Annotated in this window: 11 protein-coding genes; 6 read left to right on the top strand and 5 right to left on the bottom strand. The window is 69.5% G+C overall.

The annotated features are described in order from the left end of the window. The first annotated feature begins 8 nt into the window (after positions 1–8). Positions 9–572 (top strand): GAF domain-containing protein, encoded by a 564-nt coding sequence (locus tag OG609_RS04340; RefSeq protein WP_327277936.1) that lies wholly within the window; start codon positions 9–11, stop codon positions 570–572. A gap of 83 nt (positions 573–655) precedes the next feature. On the opposite strand, the gene OG609_RS04335 is transcribed toward OG609_RS04340, so the two are convergent. From OG609_RS04335 to OG609_RS04315, 5 genes are all read right to left on the bottom strand, one after another. Further along, positions 656–2,566 carry a DUF2264 domain-containing protein gene (locus tag OG609_RS04335; protein WP_327271532.1) on the bottom strand — a complete coding sequence of 637 codons (1,911 nt, stop codon included), beginning with the start codon at positions 2,564–2,566 and terminating at the stop codon, positions 656–658. A 37-nt stretch (positions 2,567–2,603) separates the two neighbouring features. Continuing rightward, positions 2,604–5,036: a polysaccharide lyase 8 family protein gene (locus OG609_RS04330; RefSeq protein ID WP_327271531.1), complete on the bottom strand. Its 2,433-nt coding sequence runs from the start codon at positions 5,034–5,036 to the stop codon at positions 2,604–2,606. 22 nt (positions 5,037–5,058) lie between these two features. Continuing rightward, complete coding sequence (locus tag OG609_RS04325) at positions 5,059–6,444, bottom strand: M60 family metallopeptidase (protein WP_385650038.1); 1,386 nt, start codon at positions 6,442–6,444, stop codon at positions 5,059–5,061. Positions 6,445–6,607: 163 nt separating this feature from the next. Beyond that, complete coding sequence (locus tag OG609_RS04320) at positions 6,608–7,702, bottom strand: LacI family DNA-binding transcriptional regulator (RefSeq protein ID WP_327271529.1); 1,095 nt, start codon at positions 7,700–7,702, stop codon at positions 6,608–6,610. 62 nt (positions 7,703–7,764) lie between these two features. Further along, positions 7,765–8,751 carry a hydroxyacid dehydrogenase gene (locus tag OG609_RS04315; RefSeq protein ID WP_327271528.1) on the bottom strand — a complete coding sequence of 329 codons (987 nt, stop codon included), beginning with the start codon at positions 8,749–8,751 and terminating at the stop codon, positions 7,765–7,767. A 339-nt stretch (positions 8,752–9,090) separates the two neighbouring features. Here OG609_RS04315 and OG609_RS04310 point away from each other — a divergent pair, with 339 nt between their 5' ends. The 5 genes from OG609_RS04310 to OG609_RS04290 all read left to right on the top strand — a co-directional run bounded on the left by OG609_RS04310 (position 9,091) and on the right by OG609_RS04290 (position 16,448). Next, positions 9,091–10,104 carry an ABC transporter permease gene (locus OG609_RS04310; protein ID WP_189279601.1) on the top strand — a complete coding sequence of 338 codons (1,014 nt, stop codon included), beginning with the start codon at positions 9,091–9,093 and terminating at the stop codon, positions 10,102–10,104. A gap of 82 nt (positions 10,105–10,186) precedes the next feature. Next, positions 10,187–11,047, top strand: a complete 861-nt coding sequence (locus tag OG609_RS04305; protein WP_327277935.1) for a carbohydrate ABC transporter permease — start codon at positions 10,187–10,189, stop codon at positions 11,045–11,047. Between the two features lie 51 nt (positions 11,048–11,098). Continuing rightward, positions 11,099–12,772 (top strand): extracellular solute-binding protein, encoded by a 1,674-nt coding sequence (locus OG609_RS04300; RefSeq protein WP_327271527.1) that lies wholly within the window; start codon positions 11,099–11,101, stop codon positions 12,770–12,772. Next, positions 12,769–14,235, top strand: coding sequence for a M1 family metallopeptidase (locus OG609_RS04295; RefSeq protein WP_327271526.1), 1,467 nt, complete (start codon positions 12,769–12,771; stop codon positions 14,233–14,235). Before OG609_RS04300 ends, OG609_RS04295 begins: the two co-directional genes overlap by 4 nt. Then, a complete protein-coding gene (locus tag OG609_RS04290; RefSeq protein WP_327271525.1) occupies positions 14,232–16,448 on the top strand; it encodes a right-handed parallel beta-helix repeat-containing protein in 2,217 nt (738 codons plus the stop codon). The genes OG609_RS04295 and OG609_RS04290 overlap by 4 nt, the downstream gene beginning before the upstream one ends. The last annotated feature ends 60 nt before the right edge of the window (positions 16,449–16,508 follow it).

Below are 16,508 nucleotides of genomic sequence, written 5' to 3'. Positions count from 1 at the left end.
GCGGCCGGATGCTGCTCACGCCTGTCGACCTCGACGCCCTCGTCCGTACCCAGCGGCTGCGGACCCTTGGCCTCGGGGAACGCGCCGATGCCTCGTTCGACAACTTCGACGCCTTCGCCGACCGGGTGGCCGAAGTGACCGAAGTGCCGTTCTCGATGGTCAACTTCATCGACGGGAACCGGCAGTTCCACGCCGGACTGCACACCCCGGCCGGCACGCTCAAGGGCTTTGACCTGGGCGCAACGGCCGCGGGCAGCGGCCGCGGCGGCCGGTATGTGGCCCTTGACCGCGGCTACTGCCCGCATGTCGTCGTACGGCGCAAGGCGCTCGTGCTGGAGGACGTCTGCGACTACCCACGGTTCGCCGGAAATCCGGTAGTCGACGAAATAGGCATCCGCTCCTACCTCGGCGCGCCCCTCATCGATCGCACGGGCATCGCCCTGGGCGCCGTGTGCGCGGTCGACACCGTGCCCCGCGCATGGGGCAGGGCAGGGCTCGACACGATCAAGTCGCTGGCGCAGGAACTCGTCGGCCACCTGCATCGGCGGGAGGACAGCAGCATCGGGATCTGACCGGGCGGTTCCCAGCAGGCCGGTCCGTGAACGGGCTTCGACCGCGATCAGGCCTTTTGACCACGACGCGACCTCGACCGTCTTCAGACCTCGACCGTCGTACCGTCCAGGAATGTCAGCACCACCGAGTCCGCACCCGCTCGTACCCGCACCGAGTCGCGCAGCGCCTCCGGATGAACGGTGTCCCGGGAGAGGGCGACCAGCGATACATGGATGCTTTGCCCGCCCGGGTGCGGTCCGCTGCGCAGATACGGGATCGCGGAACGCGGTCCGTACGCATTGGACTGGACGTCACGCGCCACAGCGGCCCCTTCAGCGCCACCGTCCCAGCCGTACAGCGCGATCAGGGCGCTGCTCAGACCGTCGGCCGTACGGGCGAGCGCCCAGTCGGGACCCGACAGGGCGAACGGGTTCTGCGCATGAGCCACCGCGTGACCCCCCTCCCGCACCACCGCACCCTCGGGCGCTTCGACCCGGTGCACCCGGATCTCCCACGCGCCGTGCAGCACACTCGTCGTCTCGATCCGGTACGGCTGATCGTCACCGGGCAGCCGGGCCGCGTACCAGGAAGCGGCGACGCGGTCCTCGCAGCGCAGTGGATGGATCCGGCGTCGCAGCGACGGGGTGCCGTCCGGGGCGACGAGTGCCAGATGGCCGTCGATGGAGCGTGTCACGGCGTGCGGGGCGGCTTCGGGGGCAGTCGCCGTCGAGTAGGCGAACTTCGCGTAGTGCGGATCGTCGCCACCCTCGGACGGGTCGGCCGCCCCGTCGTACGGCGGATTGTGGTCGCTGCCGTGATTGATCAGCCGCACGATGCCGTCGTCGCGGGTGCCGTGCAGCAGCCAGCCGGGTGCGGGCAGCGCGGTGTACTGGTCGGACTCCTCGACGGGCAGCGGGAGTTCCCGTGCCGTCCACACCGGATGGTCCGCCGGGAGCAGCAGCCCGAGGAATCCCTTGCTCGCCCAGTACGGTGAGGCGGGACCGGAGTAGGGCTGGGTGCTCGGCAGGAACGTGTCGTACCAGCCGAGTGTCAGCAGCCCCCGCTCGTCCGGCACACCGCGCTCCGCGAAGTGCCGCATCGTGCCCGAGGCGAGCCGGCGAGTGAGCCCCGGCGCGAGCGGGGTGCAGTCGGCCAGCGCCCCCATCCACACCGGTGCGAGAGCGGCGAACCGGTACGTCAGGGAACGGCCCTGGTGGACCGGCGCACCGTCGGAGCCGAAGAAGTGCGGGTAGTCCTCCAGGAACCGGCTGAGCCGCTGCCGGTAGACCTCGGTCCTGCCCCCGTCGTCGGCGCCCGCGATCCGCGACCACAGCAGCGGGTACAGATGCATGGCCCAGCCGATGTAGTAGTCGAAGTTCCGGCCGTCGCCGTCGGTGTACCAGCCGTCACCGACGTACCAGTCCTCGATCCTGTCCAGATTGCTCTCGATGTCGGAGCGGCTGTACGGGGCGCCGACCGAGGCGAGGAACTGCTCGGACACCACCTGGAAGAGCCGCCAGTTGTTGTCCCAGGTACGCCCGCCGACGAACCCGGAGAACCAGTCGACGACCCGCTGCTGGACCCGGGCGTCCAGCCGGTCCCAGATCCACGGCCGGGTCTCGTGCAGTGCGACCGCGACCGACGCCGCCTCCACCATCTGCTGCGAACAGTCCGTCAGCCGCGGCCAGGACTCACCGCTCCCGGGGTCCGTGCCCGCGGCCAGGCCCGCCGTGTACCGCTCGATCAATGCGGGGTCGACCGCCCCGCCCGCGCCCGCGATCCGGCAGGCGGCGAGCAGGAACGACCGGGCAAATCCTTCCAGACCGTCCGAGACGACCCCCGACCAGCTGTTACGGCCGGGCAGGCGGTACTGCGCATAGCCGGGTGTCGCGTACGGCACCAACGCGTCCAGCATCCGGTCGGCTGTGGCCTCCCAGTGGGCCCGGGTCCAGCCGGTACGGGAGGACAGGATCCGGTCGGGCGGCGGCAGTTGCAGATGCGGTGCGACGGACATGGTGGTGCTGCTCCTGGAAGGGGTGCGAAGGGGTGGATTACTGGATGAGTTCGGCTCGGTGGGTGTGGCCGCGCGAGCCGCCGACGGCGACGGTGAGTACGGGCCTGCGGCCCGGGGCGAGGCTCACCGTGTCATCGGCGTCCACCACCGACCGTACGTGGAACGGCAGCTCGACCGAGAGCGTGGTGAGCGTCCGGCCCGGGTCGGCGACCGCGACGCAGACGTGTCCGCCCCGGCGCTGCACGAGCACCGATGCCGGACCGGAGGCCGTGATCCCGGCCGCGGTCCCGGCGCCCCAGAAGTTCACCGCGGTCAGTCCCGCCCGGCGCACCTCCACGGCCTGCGCGGTGGCGTCGTTGGCGACGATCCGGACCGGCCGGGAGTGCGACCAGACCGCGGTCGCCGCCGCCGATGCGCCGGGCAGCAGCACATAGGCGTACCGGGCGTCGGTGGGGGAGATGCCGTGATCGACCCGGAGCGTGAGATAGCGGCGGGTGACCGGATCGGTGCTGCCGCCCGTGTCCGCCCCGGTGTCGATGGCCCGCCAGGTGCCGGTGCGCTGCTCCCGCAGGGCGTGCAGGGCGGTCCCCTCAGGGAAGACATAGCCGCCCACGCCGTCGACGTGTGCCCATCGTGCTCGGCCGAAGTCCTCGGCCCAGCCCTGTTCGACGGGCTGACGGATCCCGTCGATCAGCAGCCGGTTACCGCCGTCCGTGCCGAGGTTGCGGTTCTCGACGATCGTCTCCACCGGCCGACCGTCGCTCGCGGTGATGCCCGAGCCGAGCGCGATCACCGCGTTGTCCAGCAGGAACCAGCATTTCTTCGCCCGCAGGGTGGTTCCCTGGGCGCCGATCACCTCCATCGCGGCGGCTCCGTACCGGCCGTCCAGCACGGCCCCGCCCGCGACGGCGTTCGTCGGACGGTAGGTGGACGTGCCGGCGCCCGTGCCGAGATCGGTCCGCTGCCGGGTGTCGACCGTGGTGCCGGGGAGCCGGTACGGATCGACGGTGGGCCAGAAGCCGTCGTTGAACTGCCCCAGGTCGTCGCCGTCGTACAGATACGTCATGCCGTCGCCGGTGTACCAGCCGTGCAGATTCTCGCCGTTGCCCGCCTCGTACGCCGAGATCCGCTTCGATGAAAGCGACAGCGCGCAGGCCCAGCCGGGACGGCGGTGCACGACGCGGTCCATGTCGGCGAAGACGAAGCTGCCGGTCGTACGAGCCTCGGCCTTCACCGTCCGGTCGTTCAGGACGGCTTTCGCCAGGGCGAGCTGGGGAAGCGTCGCAAGAGCCGTGAAGGGAGTGGTGCGGTTTCGGGTCAGCCACCCTTTGACCAGCGCCCGCCAGCGCCCCGCGTACTCGGCGGGCGCGCCGGACGCGAGGAGCAGGATCGCGGCGATGGCCGTCGCACCGTCGCGGTGGTCACCGGCGCGTTCCCGGGAGATCGCCCGGCCGCGCACCGAGTCCATCATCAGCCCGTCGAAGATCACCGGGGCGAAGGTCCGCTCGACGGCCTCGTACATCACCGACACCTTCGGGTCGGCGACCGCCCACTCGGAGCCCGCCAGCAGCGCCAGCAGATAGGCCGTGCCATTGAGCAGCACGATGCCGTACGAACCGGTGTAGGCGACGTCGTCGTGCTGGACGAACGAACCGTCCTCGTAGAAGCCGTCACCCGAACTCGTGTAACGGAAAAGGCTGTTGCGACCCGTGTCGCGGACATCGGAGAGCGCGTCACGGGCGGAGACGAGCTTGGCGGTGTCCTGCCCCAGCAGCCCGCGCAGCGCCACGATGACTGCCTTGTCGGTGCGGTTCGCGCCGGTCTCCGCGAGCGAGGGGGAGTTGGTACGACGGTCCGCGTCCGGGCAGAACCGGTCGACGACCGACAGATAGTCCGTCAGATCGCCTGCGGGAAGCCGGTCGCGGAGGATGACGGAGCAGTCCATCAGGGCACGCGGGGCGCCGATCTCCCAGAACCACCAGTTGCCGGTCTCGCGCTTGGCCGGGTTGTACGCGGTGTCGTACGTGAAGCGCAGCGCGGCCACGAGGGCGTCCGCCACCTCCGTGCTCCCGGCGAGGGAGGTGCCCTCGGTCGCCCAGGCGACCGCGATCGTGCGCAGCCGGGTGTAGCTCTGACCGAAGTTGCCCGGGTCGGTGAGCGGTGCGAGGTCGGGCCAGAGCGCGGTCCGTCCGGCGCCGCGGTCGAGGGCGTCCCAGAGCCCCTTGGCCGTGGTGGACAGGGCGGCGAGCGCCGCTGTGAAGTCGGTGTCGGCCGGGTCGAACTCGCCGCCGGTGAGCAGCGTTTCGGCCCGCCGGAGGAGGGTGTCGAAGTCGGCGGTCACCGCGGCTTCGGCGGATGCGGCCGCGATGGGCCGCGCGTGCGCGGCGCCGGCCGACGTCATGAGCGTCGTCGCGGCTGTGACGGCCGTGGCGCTGCTCGCCGCCAGAAGGGTTCTTCTGCTGAGGTTCACAGTGGCTCCTTGTCTCCGGTGGTCAGTCCGACAGCGTGGACGGGTCGATGGAGGGCTTCGGCAGGTTCAGCGCGGCCAGCTCGGCCTTGCCGGTGGCGTCGATCGGGAACGCCCAGGTGTTCACGAAGAAGTCCGTGAGGTCGTAGCCGGCGACGCGGCTGGAGTAGGTGGCGAGGGCCCGGTAGCGCTTGTCGTTCTCCGTGTAGTCCGACTGGGGGTTCTCCTCGCGCACCAGCTTGTGCAGCCGGGGCCAGAAGTCGTCACCGAAGGCGAGCTCCAACTGGCGCAGCGGGACGAGCTTCTCGTAGGCGCCGAAGGACTTTTCGTACGTCAGCCCGGCCGTGCCGAACTTGCGCTGCGCGGACTGGAAGTAGGTGAGCCCGGTCGTCGCGTCGACCGTGAGCAGGTTGGACGGCTGCTGCAGGGTGCGCTGCGCGGCCAGCGAATAGATGTTGACCGTGACCTCGGTCAGACCGCCCGGCTTGTACGCCATCTGCTGGTGTAGGTGGCCGAGTTCGTGGTAGAGCCCCCAGCCGCGGGTCCGCAGCCCCTCGACGGTCGTGGCCCGGTCGAGGTAGGCCCGCGGGAAGCCGTTGTAGCCGTGCGTGGCGTAGGCACCGACACCGGCGGGAACCTTGCTGACCTCGGTGAAGTGGTACGGACCCGCCTTGCGCCGGTGCACCGGCTTCGAACCGTCGAGGCCGCTGATCCGGGCGTGCGAGTCGATGATCGTCTCGACCAGTCCGAGCAGTGCGGCATGGTCCTCGTCGCGGTACAGCAGCGCGCCCTCGCGGGTGAGCGTCATGATCGTGTGAGGCGCGTGGAGTTCGACGTAGGGCGATGCGGTGAGCGTGTCCAGCTGTTGCTGGTAGTCGGCCTGCGAGGTGCGGCCCAGGGCGAAGACGGGCATGGGGACGGCGCCGGAGCGGACCAGCACACCGGCCCGCTCGCCGCGGCCCGTCATGGTGAGGTAGACCGGGCCGCCGTGCGGGTCCGTCACGGTGTTCGCACCGGCGGTCAGCGGATAGCTGCGGGGCTCGGTGATCTCGCCGTAGTAGTCCCAGGCGCCGATCCAGAGGGTGGGCAGCAGGTCGTCGTACGGCTGGACGGTGAGGGAGAGGGGCGTACCGGCCGGGACGTACAGGCCGGTGGGCTGGAACTCCGAGCCGCGCAGGGCCTGTCCGAGCCGCAGCCGCTCGGCCTCTGCGGCGGGCCGGGCGGTCACGGTCAGGTGGACCGGGCGGGCCCCCCGCGAAACGGAGGTGTCGGCCGTCGTGGCCCGGGCCGTGCCGGTGCCCAGGGCGAGCGCCGCTCCGGCTCCGGCCGCGGCGGCGAGAACGGAACGCCGGCCGACGAGGGAGGAAGCGGAGGAAGGGGCGGTGGAGGGGCCGGCGGAGTCTGTGGGCATACGCATGCGGAACTCTCCCTGCAGAAACGAGTGAGGGGCGGAAGCGTGCGGAACGGGTGCTACTCGGCGCCAGCATGTAAGCGGTTGCTATCGAGTCGCAAGGGGAGTCGGGAAGTTACTGTGATTTTCTATGGCCAACTGCGGACAGGAGGGAAGTAACCGGTCACATCCGGGTGGGTCGGCCGGTTCGTGGCGCAACGGAATCGCGTACCACGATGTGGGTGCCGAGGCGCAGCGCACCCGTGGTCGGTTCGCGCCAGTCGTCCTCGTCCCCGCCGGTGACGGCCAGTCGTACCGCCTGGCGCCCCATCTCCTCCAGCGGCACATGGACGGTGGTCAGCCGCGGCCGCAGCTCCTGGGCCACCGGAATGTCGTCGTACCCCACCAGGGACACGTCCTTCGGCACCCGTACCCCGGCCTCCTCCAGAGCCTGCGCCGCGCCTGCCGCCACCACGTCGTTGGCGGCGAAGACCGCAGTGAAGTCCGGTCCGTCCCGCAGTAGTTCGGCCATCCGCCGGTACCCGAAGTTACGGCTGAAGGCGCCGGGCTGGACCAGCTCGGGGTCCGGGGTGATGCCCCGCAGCTCAAGGGCCCGCTGGTGCCCGGCCAGCCGGTCGCGGGTGGTGGAGAGCTTGGGCGGGCCGCCGAGGTAGAGGATCCGCTCGTGCCCCTGCATCAGCAGATGGTCGGTGATGGCGAACGCGCCGCCCTCGTTGTCGTACTCGACGGCGGCGGTCGGGGCCTGCTCGCCCAGCGGCGGCCTGCCGCACAGCACGAGTTTCGATCCGCCCGCGTCCAGCTCGCGCGCCCTGCGGGCCAGCTCGGTGGTGTAGCCGCGGTCCGCGAGGGAGCCGCCGACCACGACCACGGCGTCCGCCCTGCGCTCATGCATCAGATCGATGAAGGCCAGCTCGCGCTGCGGGTCGCCCTGGGTGCAGCAGACCAGACAGAGCCGTCCGCCGAGTGCCGCCTCCCGCTCCACGCCACGCGCGATGTACGCGTAGAACGGGTCGATGACCTCGTTGACGATGATGCCGACAGTGCGGTTGGAGACACCGGCCAGCGCACGGGCATGGGCGTTGACGACATATCCGAGCTCGCGCATCGCGGACTCGACACGCTCCCGGGTCGCCTCGGCGACAGGGTAGTTGCGGTTCAGTACGCGGGAGACCGTGGCCGTCGAGACGCCCGCGCGCCGCGCGACATCGGTGACCGTCGCGCGCCGTTGTCCGTCCGCGGCTGTGCTCTGCCGGCGCATCCGGCTCACCCCCTGGTGGCTGTTGTGTGACGCCGAGCCTAGAGCCTGTGCCGGGACGGAGCTCATGCGATCCTCCCCAGGTCGGCCCGGTGCACCGGGTGGTCGAACGGTGCGCCCCGCGCGAACCGCGCCAGCTCGTCCACTGCGAGCGCACCGAGCCGTCCCACCTCGTTGCCCTGGGCGCCCGCGAGATGCGGGGTGAGGAAGACGTTCGGCAGGTCCCACAGCGGGTGGCCGTCCGGCAGTGGCTCGGGCGATGTCACATCGAGGACGGCGTCCAGCCGCCCGCTGACCAGGTGCCCGGTCAGCGCCTCGGTGTCCACCAGGGGGCCGCGGGCCGTGTTGACGAGCAGGGTGCCGGGCCGCATCAGGGCGATCCGCCTGGCGTCGATGATCCCGCGGGTCTCCGGCGTGTCGGGGGCATGGACGCTCACCACGTCGCTGGTCGCCACCAGGGTGTCCAGGTCGGTCGGGGTGACACCGAGCAGTTCCGCCTCGGCCGCACCGACGTACGGGTCGTACAGCAGTACCTCGGCATCGAGGACCCGGAGTAGTTCGATCACCCGGCGGCCGATCCGGGACGCCCCGACGATGCCGATGGTCAGGCCGTGCGTGCCGAGCCAGTGCTGGCGGTCGAGGTCGGCGCCGGTGCGGTGGGTGCGCCGGGTGCGGTAGAGCCCGGCCAGCGGAAAGACTCGTTTGGCGCCCATGATGATCGCCGCCAGGGTGAACTCGGCGACCGGTACGGCATTGGCGGCGGCGGCCGAGGAAACGACGATCCCGCGGTCGAACGCGGCCGGGGACAGAAACGTTTTCACCGTGCCGGCCGCATGGATCACGGCGCGCAGCGCGGGTGTCCGGTCCAGCAGCGCGGCGTCGACGGGCGGGCATCCCCAACCGGTGAGCAGGACCTCCGCCGCATTCAGTGCCGCGGAGGCGTCCGGGGAGTCGAACTCGCTGATCACGGACGGGTTGAGGAGGTCGGCGGTCTCCTCGAGACGAGCCCGCACCGGTGGCGGAAAGACGTCGTCGAGCAGTCCGGGGCTCATGGCCAGGACCGTGCGCGGCCGTCGCGGGGGCGGTGCCGCAGCATCGCTACCGGAATGAGCCGGTGCCTCTTCGGTGGTTCGCACCCTGCCTCCGGATAGTAATCGCGTTCTATGGAATGACCGGAACGCTAAGGAGCGTGACGGCCGACCGTCAAGCTCGCGGCCGCCCCAACTGTCCACTTAAGAAGTATTTTTGTTGATTCGTTGGGCTGGTTTTGATGATGAGGACATCGCGTCTCGACGACATTTGCCCGGATCTCTTGACGCTTGGGTTAACCGCTTACTAACTTGCGGCCCCAGAAGGCTCACCATGCGCCACCCAGCCGAACAGGACGCACCATGGCTGAAACAGCACCCCCGTTGCCGCGGGAGAAGCGGCGGCAGAAGGCTGAAATACCCTCCCCGCCCGCTGCCCAGGCCGTTGTCGCACAGCACCGGCTGACACTCTGGCAGCGGATCAAGCGGGACCGGGTGATGCTGCTGCTCACCCTGCCCGGCCTGCTGTACTTTGTCGTTTTCCACTACGTACCGCTGCTCGGCTATGTCGTGGCGTTCCAGGACTACCAGCCGTACCTCGGCTACATGCACAGCGTCTGGGTGGGGTTCGCCAACTTCTCCGCGGCGTTCGGTGAGCCGGCCTTCTGGTCCGCGACGTTCAACACCCTGGAGATCGCCCTCGTCCAGCTGGTGTTCTTCTTTCCGATCCCCGTCGCCCTGGCCCTGCTGCTCAACAGCATCGCCAGCGACCGCATCAGGCGCTTTGTCCAGAGCGTCGTCTATCTGCCGCACTTCATCGGCTGGGTCATCATCGTCTCGATCTTCCAGCAGATACTGGGCGGCGCCGGGCTCCTGCCCGACGTACTCGGCGGGTTGGGGCTGCCGCGCTACGACATGATGAGCGACCCCGACGCCTTCCCCTGGCTGCTGACCCTCCAGGTGGCCTGGAAGGACGCCGGCTGGGGCACGATCATCATCCTCGCCGCGCTGCTGAACATCGACAGACAGCAGTACGAGGCCGCCGCGATCGATGGCGCGGGTCCGCGACGCCGCCTCTGGCACGTGACCCTGCCGGGCATCGCCCCCGTACTCATCCTGCTGCTGATCCTCAACCTCGGGCAGATCCTTTCCGTCGGCTTCGAGCAGATCCTGCTCCAGCGCGACGCGGTCGGCCCGGACGCCGGTGAGGTCCTCGACACCTACGTCTACTACCACGGCATCAAGGACAACGACTGGGGCGTCGCCGCCGCCGTCGGACTCGTCAAGGCGGTCATCGGCACCGCACTCGTCCTGGGCGCGAACAAGTTCGCCCACCGACTCGGCCATGAAGGGGTGTACCGCGGTGCTGACCGCTGAGAAAACGCGCGCCACATCGGAATCCACCGCACCGGCGCCCCGGCCCGCCACCGCCCGGAAGTCCGACGGCCGGCCCCCGTGGATGGAGCGGCCGACCCGCATCGGGCAGACCGCCAAGGCGATCGCCATCGTCGTGGTCGTGCTCGCCGTCGCCTACCCGCTGGTCGGCGTCATCGGCACGAGCTTCGCCTCGCAGACCGACATCATCAAGAGCTCCGGCCTCGTCCTGTGGCCGGACCACCCCACCCTGGACGCCTACCGCACCATCTTCACCGGCGGAGTCGTCACCCGGGCGCTGATCGTCTCCGTCGGCATCACCGTATTCGGCACCCTCGCCAGCCTGCTCGTCACCGTCGGCATGGCGTACGGACTCTCCCGCCGCGATGTCACGGGCTCCCGCTTCATCCTGATGACGGCCCTGTTCACGATGCTCTTCAACGCGGGCATCATCCCGAACTTCCTGCTGGTCAAGGGACTCGGCCTGTACGACACCTACGCGGCGCTCGTCATGCCCACCCTGGTCAGCGCCTTCAACCTCGTCGTCCTGCGGTCCTTCTTCATGAACCTGCCGGAGGAGTTGTACGACGCCGCGAAGGTCGACGGGGCCGGTGACTTCCGCATCCTGGTGCGGATCGTCCTGCCGCTGTCCAAGGCCGTCCTCGCAGTGATCAGCCTCTTCTACGCGGTGACGTACTGGAACGCCTTCTTCAACTCGCTCCTGTACCTCAACGACTCCGACAAGTGGCCGCTGCCGATGGTGCTGCGCACCTACGTCCTGCAGGGCCAGAGCCTGAACGCCGCATCGGCCGGCGAGGTGCTCGCCCCGCAGCAGGCCGTCCAGATGGCGGTTCTTGTGATCGCCGTCGTGCCGATCCTCTGTGTCTACCCGTTCCTCCAGCGCTACTTCACCAAGGGCGTCCTCACAGGCGCCGTCAAGGGCTGAGCGCAGCCACCGCCCCCCACTCCTTCCTTCCCCTCTCTCAAGGAGATTCAGGTGTCGAGCTCCACCCCCATCAATCGCAGAGCGCTGTTCCGCATGGGTGCGGGCGTCGGTCTGGGACTGGCCGCCGCCCCGCTGCTCGCCGCTTGCGGCGACGGCGGCACGACCGCGAAGGCGGAGGCCAAGAGCGCCTCGCTGCTCCCGGACACCGCGGTCCGCAACATCGGCCTCAAGCCCGACCTGGCGGGCACCGCCGCCGGTGTTCCGCAGGGCTACTTCAGCTACCCGGCCAAGCCGCTGCGGGCCACGAAGGGCACGCCGCTCAAGGGTGCCAAGCCGATCAGCGCGACGATGGAGACCTTCTCCCCGCCGCCGCCCGCCCGCGGCAAGAACGCCGCCTGGCAGGAGATCGAGAAGCTCCTCGGCGGCCAGGTGAACATCACCGCCGTCCCCGCCGACGACTACGGCACCAAGTTCTCCACCATGGTCGCGAGCGACAGCCTGCCCGATCTCTTCATGTATCCCGAGGTCGGGGGCGTCGACAACAAGGCGGCCTTCCTCCAGGCCAAGTGCGCCGACCTGACTCCGTACCTCGCCGGGGAAAAGATCAAGGACTACCCGAACCTGGCCGCGATCCCGAAGGGCGCCTGGCAGGCCGCGATCTTCGGCGGGAAGCTGTTCGGCATCCCGATCGCCCGCACCGGCACCGGCGGCGCCGGCTTCTACCGCCACGACCTGTTCGAGGAGGTCGGCGTCACCAGCCTCGACCAGATCACCGACCTCGACCGGTTCGTCGAGGTCTGCAAGGAACTGACCCGGCCGAAGAAGGACCAGTACGCAATCATCGCGGGCGCCACCACGATGCTCGCCATGTCCGCGGGCGCTCCCTACGCCTGGCGGCTGGACGAGAAGACCGGCAAGTTCACCTCCGACCTGGAGACGCCGGAGTACCGCAAGGCCGTGGAGACCGCCCGGGAGCTGTACAAGTCCGGCTGCTACTACCCGGGCACCCTTCAGATGTCCGGGGCGCAGAAGGCCCAGTACACGGACATGTTCAAGAACGGCAAGGGTGCGTACGTCTACGACGGCATGCCCACCTACCTGGCCCCCGGCGTCGGGTACATCGCCTCCATGGGAGCGATCGACAAGAAGTACGACCCGCGCCCCTTCGTCCCGATCGGCAAGGACGCCATCTCCTGGATGGACAACCTCAAGCTGGAGAACACCCACGTCAAGAAGGCGTCCGCGGAACGGGTCAAGCAGATCCTCGCACTCGCCGACTTCGCCGCCTCCCCGTTCGGCAGCCAGGAGTACACGCTCATCAACTACGGCGTCGAGGGCAAGGACTTCACCCGTGATGCCAAGGGCAACCCGGCCCTCACCAAGCAGGGCACCCAGGACGTCACCGTGCCCTGGAAGTTCATGGCCTCCGCCGTCCCCGCCATCTTCAGCGCCGACTCGGAGCAGGGCGTCCGTCACGTCCACGAGGCCTTCACCAAGATGATCCCGATCATGGAGCAGGACCCGACGCTCCAGTACTCCTCGCCCACCTGGGACTCGAAGGGATTCGGCAGCCTCTACACGTTCAAGCAGGACGCGCTCAAGGACATCATCGCGGGCCGCAAGCCCATGTCCGCCTACGACCAGCTCGTCAAGGACTACCTGGCCAAGGGCGGCGAGCAGGCCCGCGGCGAGTTCGAGGACGCCTTCCAGAAGGGGAAGAAGTGACGACGCGACGCTCGGCCCTCAGACTCGGCGGCGCGGCGGTGGCAGCGGCCGTCGCCGTACCCGCACTCGGCTCGACCGCCATCGCACAGCCGCACGGCTTCGACCCGAAGCCCGGCTCCGACGGCGTCGGCGACCCGCTCTTCCCGACCCTCGGCAACGGCGGCTACCAGGTCGTGCACTACGACCTCACCTTCGACTTCACCCCGGTGACCTACGACTTCACCGCCGTCGTGAAGATCAACGCCAAGGCCACCCAGGACCTCTCCGCCTTCAACCTGGACACCGACGGCCACACCATCGACTCCGTCACCGTCGCAGGCCGCCCCGCCACCTGGGAGCTCTCGCCCGGCAAGAGCGGCCAGGAGTTCACCATCTCCCCCGCCCGCCCGCTCCACAACGGGCAGGCGTTCACCGTCGAGGTGGGCTACCGGGGCAACGGCAAGGCGCCCCGACTCGGGCTGACCGGCTGGAAGTTCGGCACCGACGGCGGCTTCGCCTCCGCCGCCCAGTCCTCCCGCGCCGACACCTTCCTGCCCTGCAACGACACCCCGTCCGACAAGGCGACGTGGACCTTCCACATCAGCGCACCGCAGGGCTATGTCGCCGCCGCCAACGGCGAACTGCTTCACAAGACTCCGCGCGCCGACGGCTCCACCGTCTGGCACTTCGCCCTGCGCGAGCGCATGGCGACCGAACTCATCGGCATCGCCGTCGTCAAGGGCACTTATCTGTATGGCACCAGCCACCGCGGACTGCCGCTGCGGCACATCGTCCCGCAGGGACAGGAGGACAAGTACGGTCCGATCGTCGCGCGTACTGCGGACCATCTGGCCTGGCTGGAGGCGAAGTTCGGCCGCTACCCGTTCTCCGTCTACGGCGTCCACATCTACGACGGCTACACCGACGCCCTGGAGAACCAGACCCTCTCCCTGTTCTCCACCAACTGGTTCAAGCTCAACGCCAATGGGCAGCCCGGCTACGAGACCACCATGGTCCACGAGCTCGTCCACCAGTGGTTCGGAGACTCCGTCACGCCGAACGACTGGCAGCAGGCCTGGCTCAACGAGGGCCCCGCCGTGTACTACGCCGGCCTGTACGGCGAGGAGCGCGGCTGGTCGGTCTTCGAGGACAAGATGAAGGCCACGTACGCGACGCTCGACGCCATCCGCGCCACCGACGGCCCGCCCGGACTCCCGAAGGCGCTCGGCGGCACCAATATCTATGACGGTGGCGCACTCGTCCTGTACGCCCTCAGCCTTCAGATCGGTCAGCGGCGGTTCGACCGGGTCATGCGTGAGTGGGTGAAGCGCTTCAAGGACTCCACCTACACCAGCGAGGCCTTCATCCGGCACACGGTCGACGTCACCGGCGACAGGTCCCTCGACCCGTTCCTGCGCGACTGGCTCTTCGGAGCCGTGAACCCGCCCATGCCCGGCCACCCCGACTGGAAGGCCTCCGCGTGAACCGCCGCTCACTGAACGTCGTACGAGGAACCGCCGCTGCCGCCACCGCCGCCTTCCTGGCCGCGCTTCTCGCCGCCCCGACCGCCCAGGCCGCATCCGGCCCCCGCACCCTGTACGCGGCCCCGGACGGACACGGCACCTCCTGTACGGTCGCCCGCCCCTGTACCCCGGAAGGCGCTCGCGACCAGGCACGCACCGAGACCGGCCGCGACGTCCGCGTACTTCTGAAGAACGGTACGTACAAGCGCGACGAACCCCTGAAGCTCGGCGCCGCCGACTCCGGGAAGGACGGCCACACGGTCACCTGGACCGCGGCTCCCGGAGCCCGCCCCGTCCTCTCCGGCGGACAGCACATCACCGGCTGGCGGCAGAACCCCGACGGCACCTGGACCGCCGACGTCCCGGCCGGTGTCACCCCCCGCCAGCTCTTCATCGACGGCAGGCGCGCCACCCGCGCCCGGGGCGCGGCCTGCGCGGCGAGTACCTGCGACGCCACCAGGACCGGGATGACCGGCGCCGTCGCCACCGGGATCGACCGGTGGCAGCGCCCCACCGACGCCGAAGCCGTCATCCGGGTCCGCTGGCGCAACTACCACTGCCGGATCACCGGAGTCAGCGGCGACGTCATGACCTTCGCCCAGCCCTGCTGGAGCAACTCGGCGAGCGGCACGAACCGCACCGGACCCGCCTGGGACTCCACCGCGGTCGACTCCACCCGCTACAGCGGCGTCGCCTTCTTCGAGAATGCCCCCGAACTCCTCGACGAACCGGGTGAGTTCGTGTGGAACTCGCAGGACCACACCGTGACGTACCTGCCACGCAAGGGCGAGAACATGCGCCGGGCGCAGGCCGTCACCCCGCACACCGAGCAGCTGCTCGTCGTCGACGGTGCCCATGACCTCACCGTCAGCGGAATCGGATTCGCCTACGCGGCGTACCGCCAGCCGGACACCGACGAGGGCTACGCGGGCATGCAGGCCGGTCTCACCCTGACCGGAGCCACCGGCCCCGTCGACCATGCGGGCCGCTTCTACACCAAGCCGTCCGCCGCGGTCACCGTCCGCGGCGGACAGCACATCAGCATCGAGAACGCCCGGTTCAGCCGGCTCGGCGGGGCGGGCGCCATCCTCGAAGCGGGCACCAAGGACAGTTCCCTGACCCGCTCGTCCTTCACCGATCTGTCCTCGGGCGCGGTGTACGTGGGCGACACCGAGCCGATGCCCGGGGCGGCGCTCGCGGGGGAGCGGAACACGATCGCGTACAACACCATCACCCGCTCCGGCGTCGAGTACACCGACGCGGTGGGCATCTGGGCCGGTTACGAGGCGGAGCTGACCGTCGACCACAACAGCCTGGACCATCTTCCGTACTCCGGGATCTCGGTCGGCTGGGGCTGGAACCAGCCCGAGGCCCAGAAGTCCGTGCTGCGCGACAACAAGGTGACCGACAACCGCATCACCGATGTCATGGAAGTCGCCCAGGCGCAGCACGACGGCGGCGCGATCTACACCCAGGGCGCGCAGCCGGGCACGGTCGTCTCCGGCAACTACATCAACCGCTCCGCCTTCGGCAACACCGAGCGCGACGGCAACGGCATCTACCTCGACGAGCAGTCCTCGCACATCGTCGTCGAGAAGAACGTCATCACCCGCATCGGCTACAAGTGGGTCTCGAACTGGGCGGATTACGGCATCCAGAACATCGCCCGGGGCAACTGGACCGACACAGCGGCGCCGGCACTCGCCGGCAACGGCTCGGTCATGACGGACAACCTCACCGGCCTGGACCGACTGCCGGCCGAAGCCCTCGCCGTCGCAGCCGGGGCAGGCTCCCACGGCGGCCCCGTCGAGCAGCTGCGGACCGACCTGGCCCGTACCGGCACCGCGACCCAGTCCTCCACCGAGGGCACGGCGGCCGCGGCGCTCGCACTGGATGCCGACACCAACACGGACACCCGCACGCTGTCGGAGGCGGGCGCCTGGTGGCAGGTCGACCTGGGCAGCGAACAGCGCATCCGTCAGATCGAGATCTGGAACAACTCCTCTTCCACGACCGCCGACTTCGATGTCATCACCGACGACACGACAGTCCACGTCAGCGGGAAGGCGCTGCGCCCGACGGTCCTGAACCTGGACAGCCGGACCCGCACGGTGAAGATCGTGACCTCCGGTACGGGACGCGTGGCACTCTCCCAGGTACTCGTCCACCCGTAGTGGTCCGGCCTCCGTCGCCGGGCGAATCGCGATGGAGGGCACCTCGGCACCCGAACGCCG

This window comes from Streptomyces sp. NBC_01224, from assembly GCF_036002945.1.
In the GTDB taxonomy this organism is placed as follows: domain Bacteria; phylum Actinomycetota; class Actinomycetes; order Streptomycetales; family Streptomycetaceae; genus Streptomyces.
This window is presented reverse-complemented; position numbering and strand designations above follow the sequence as displayed.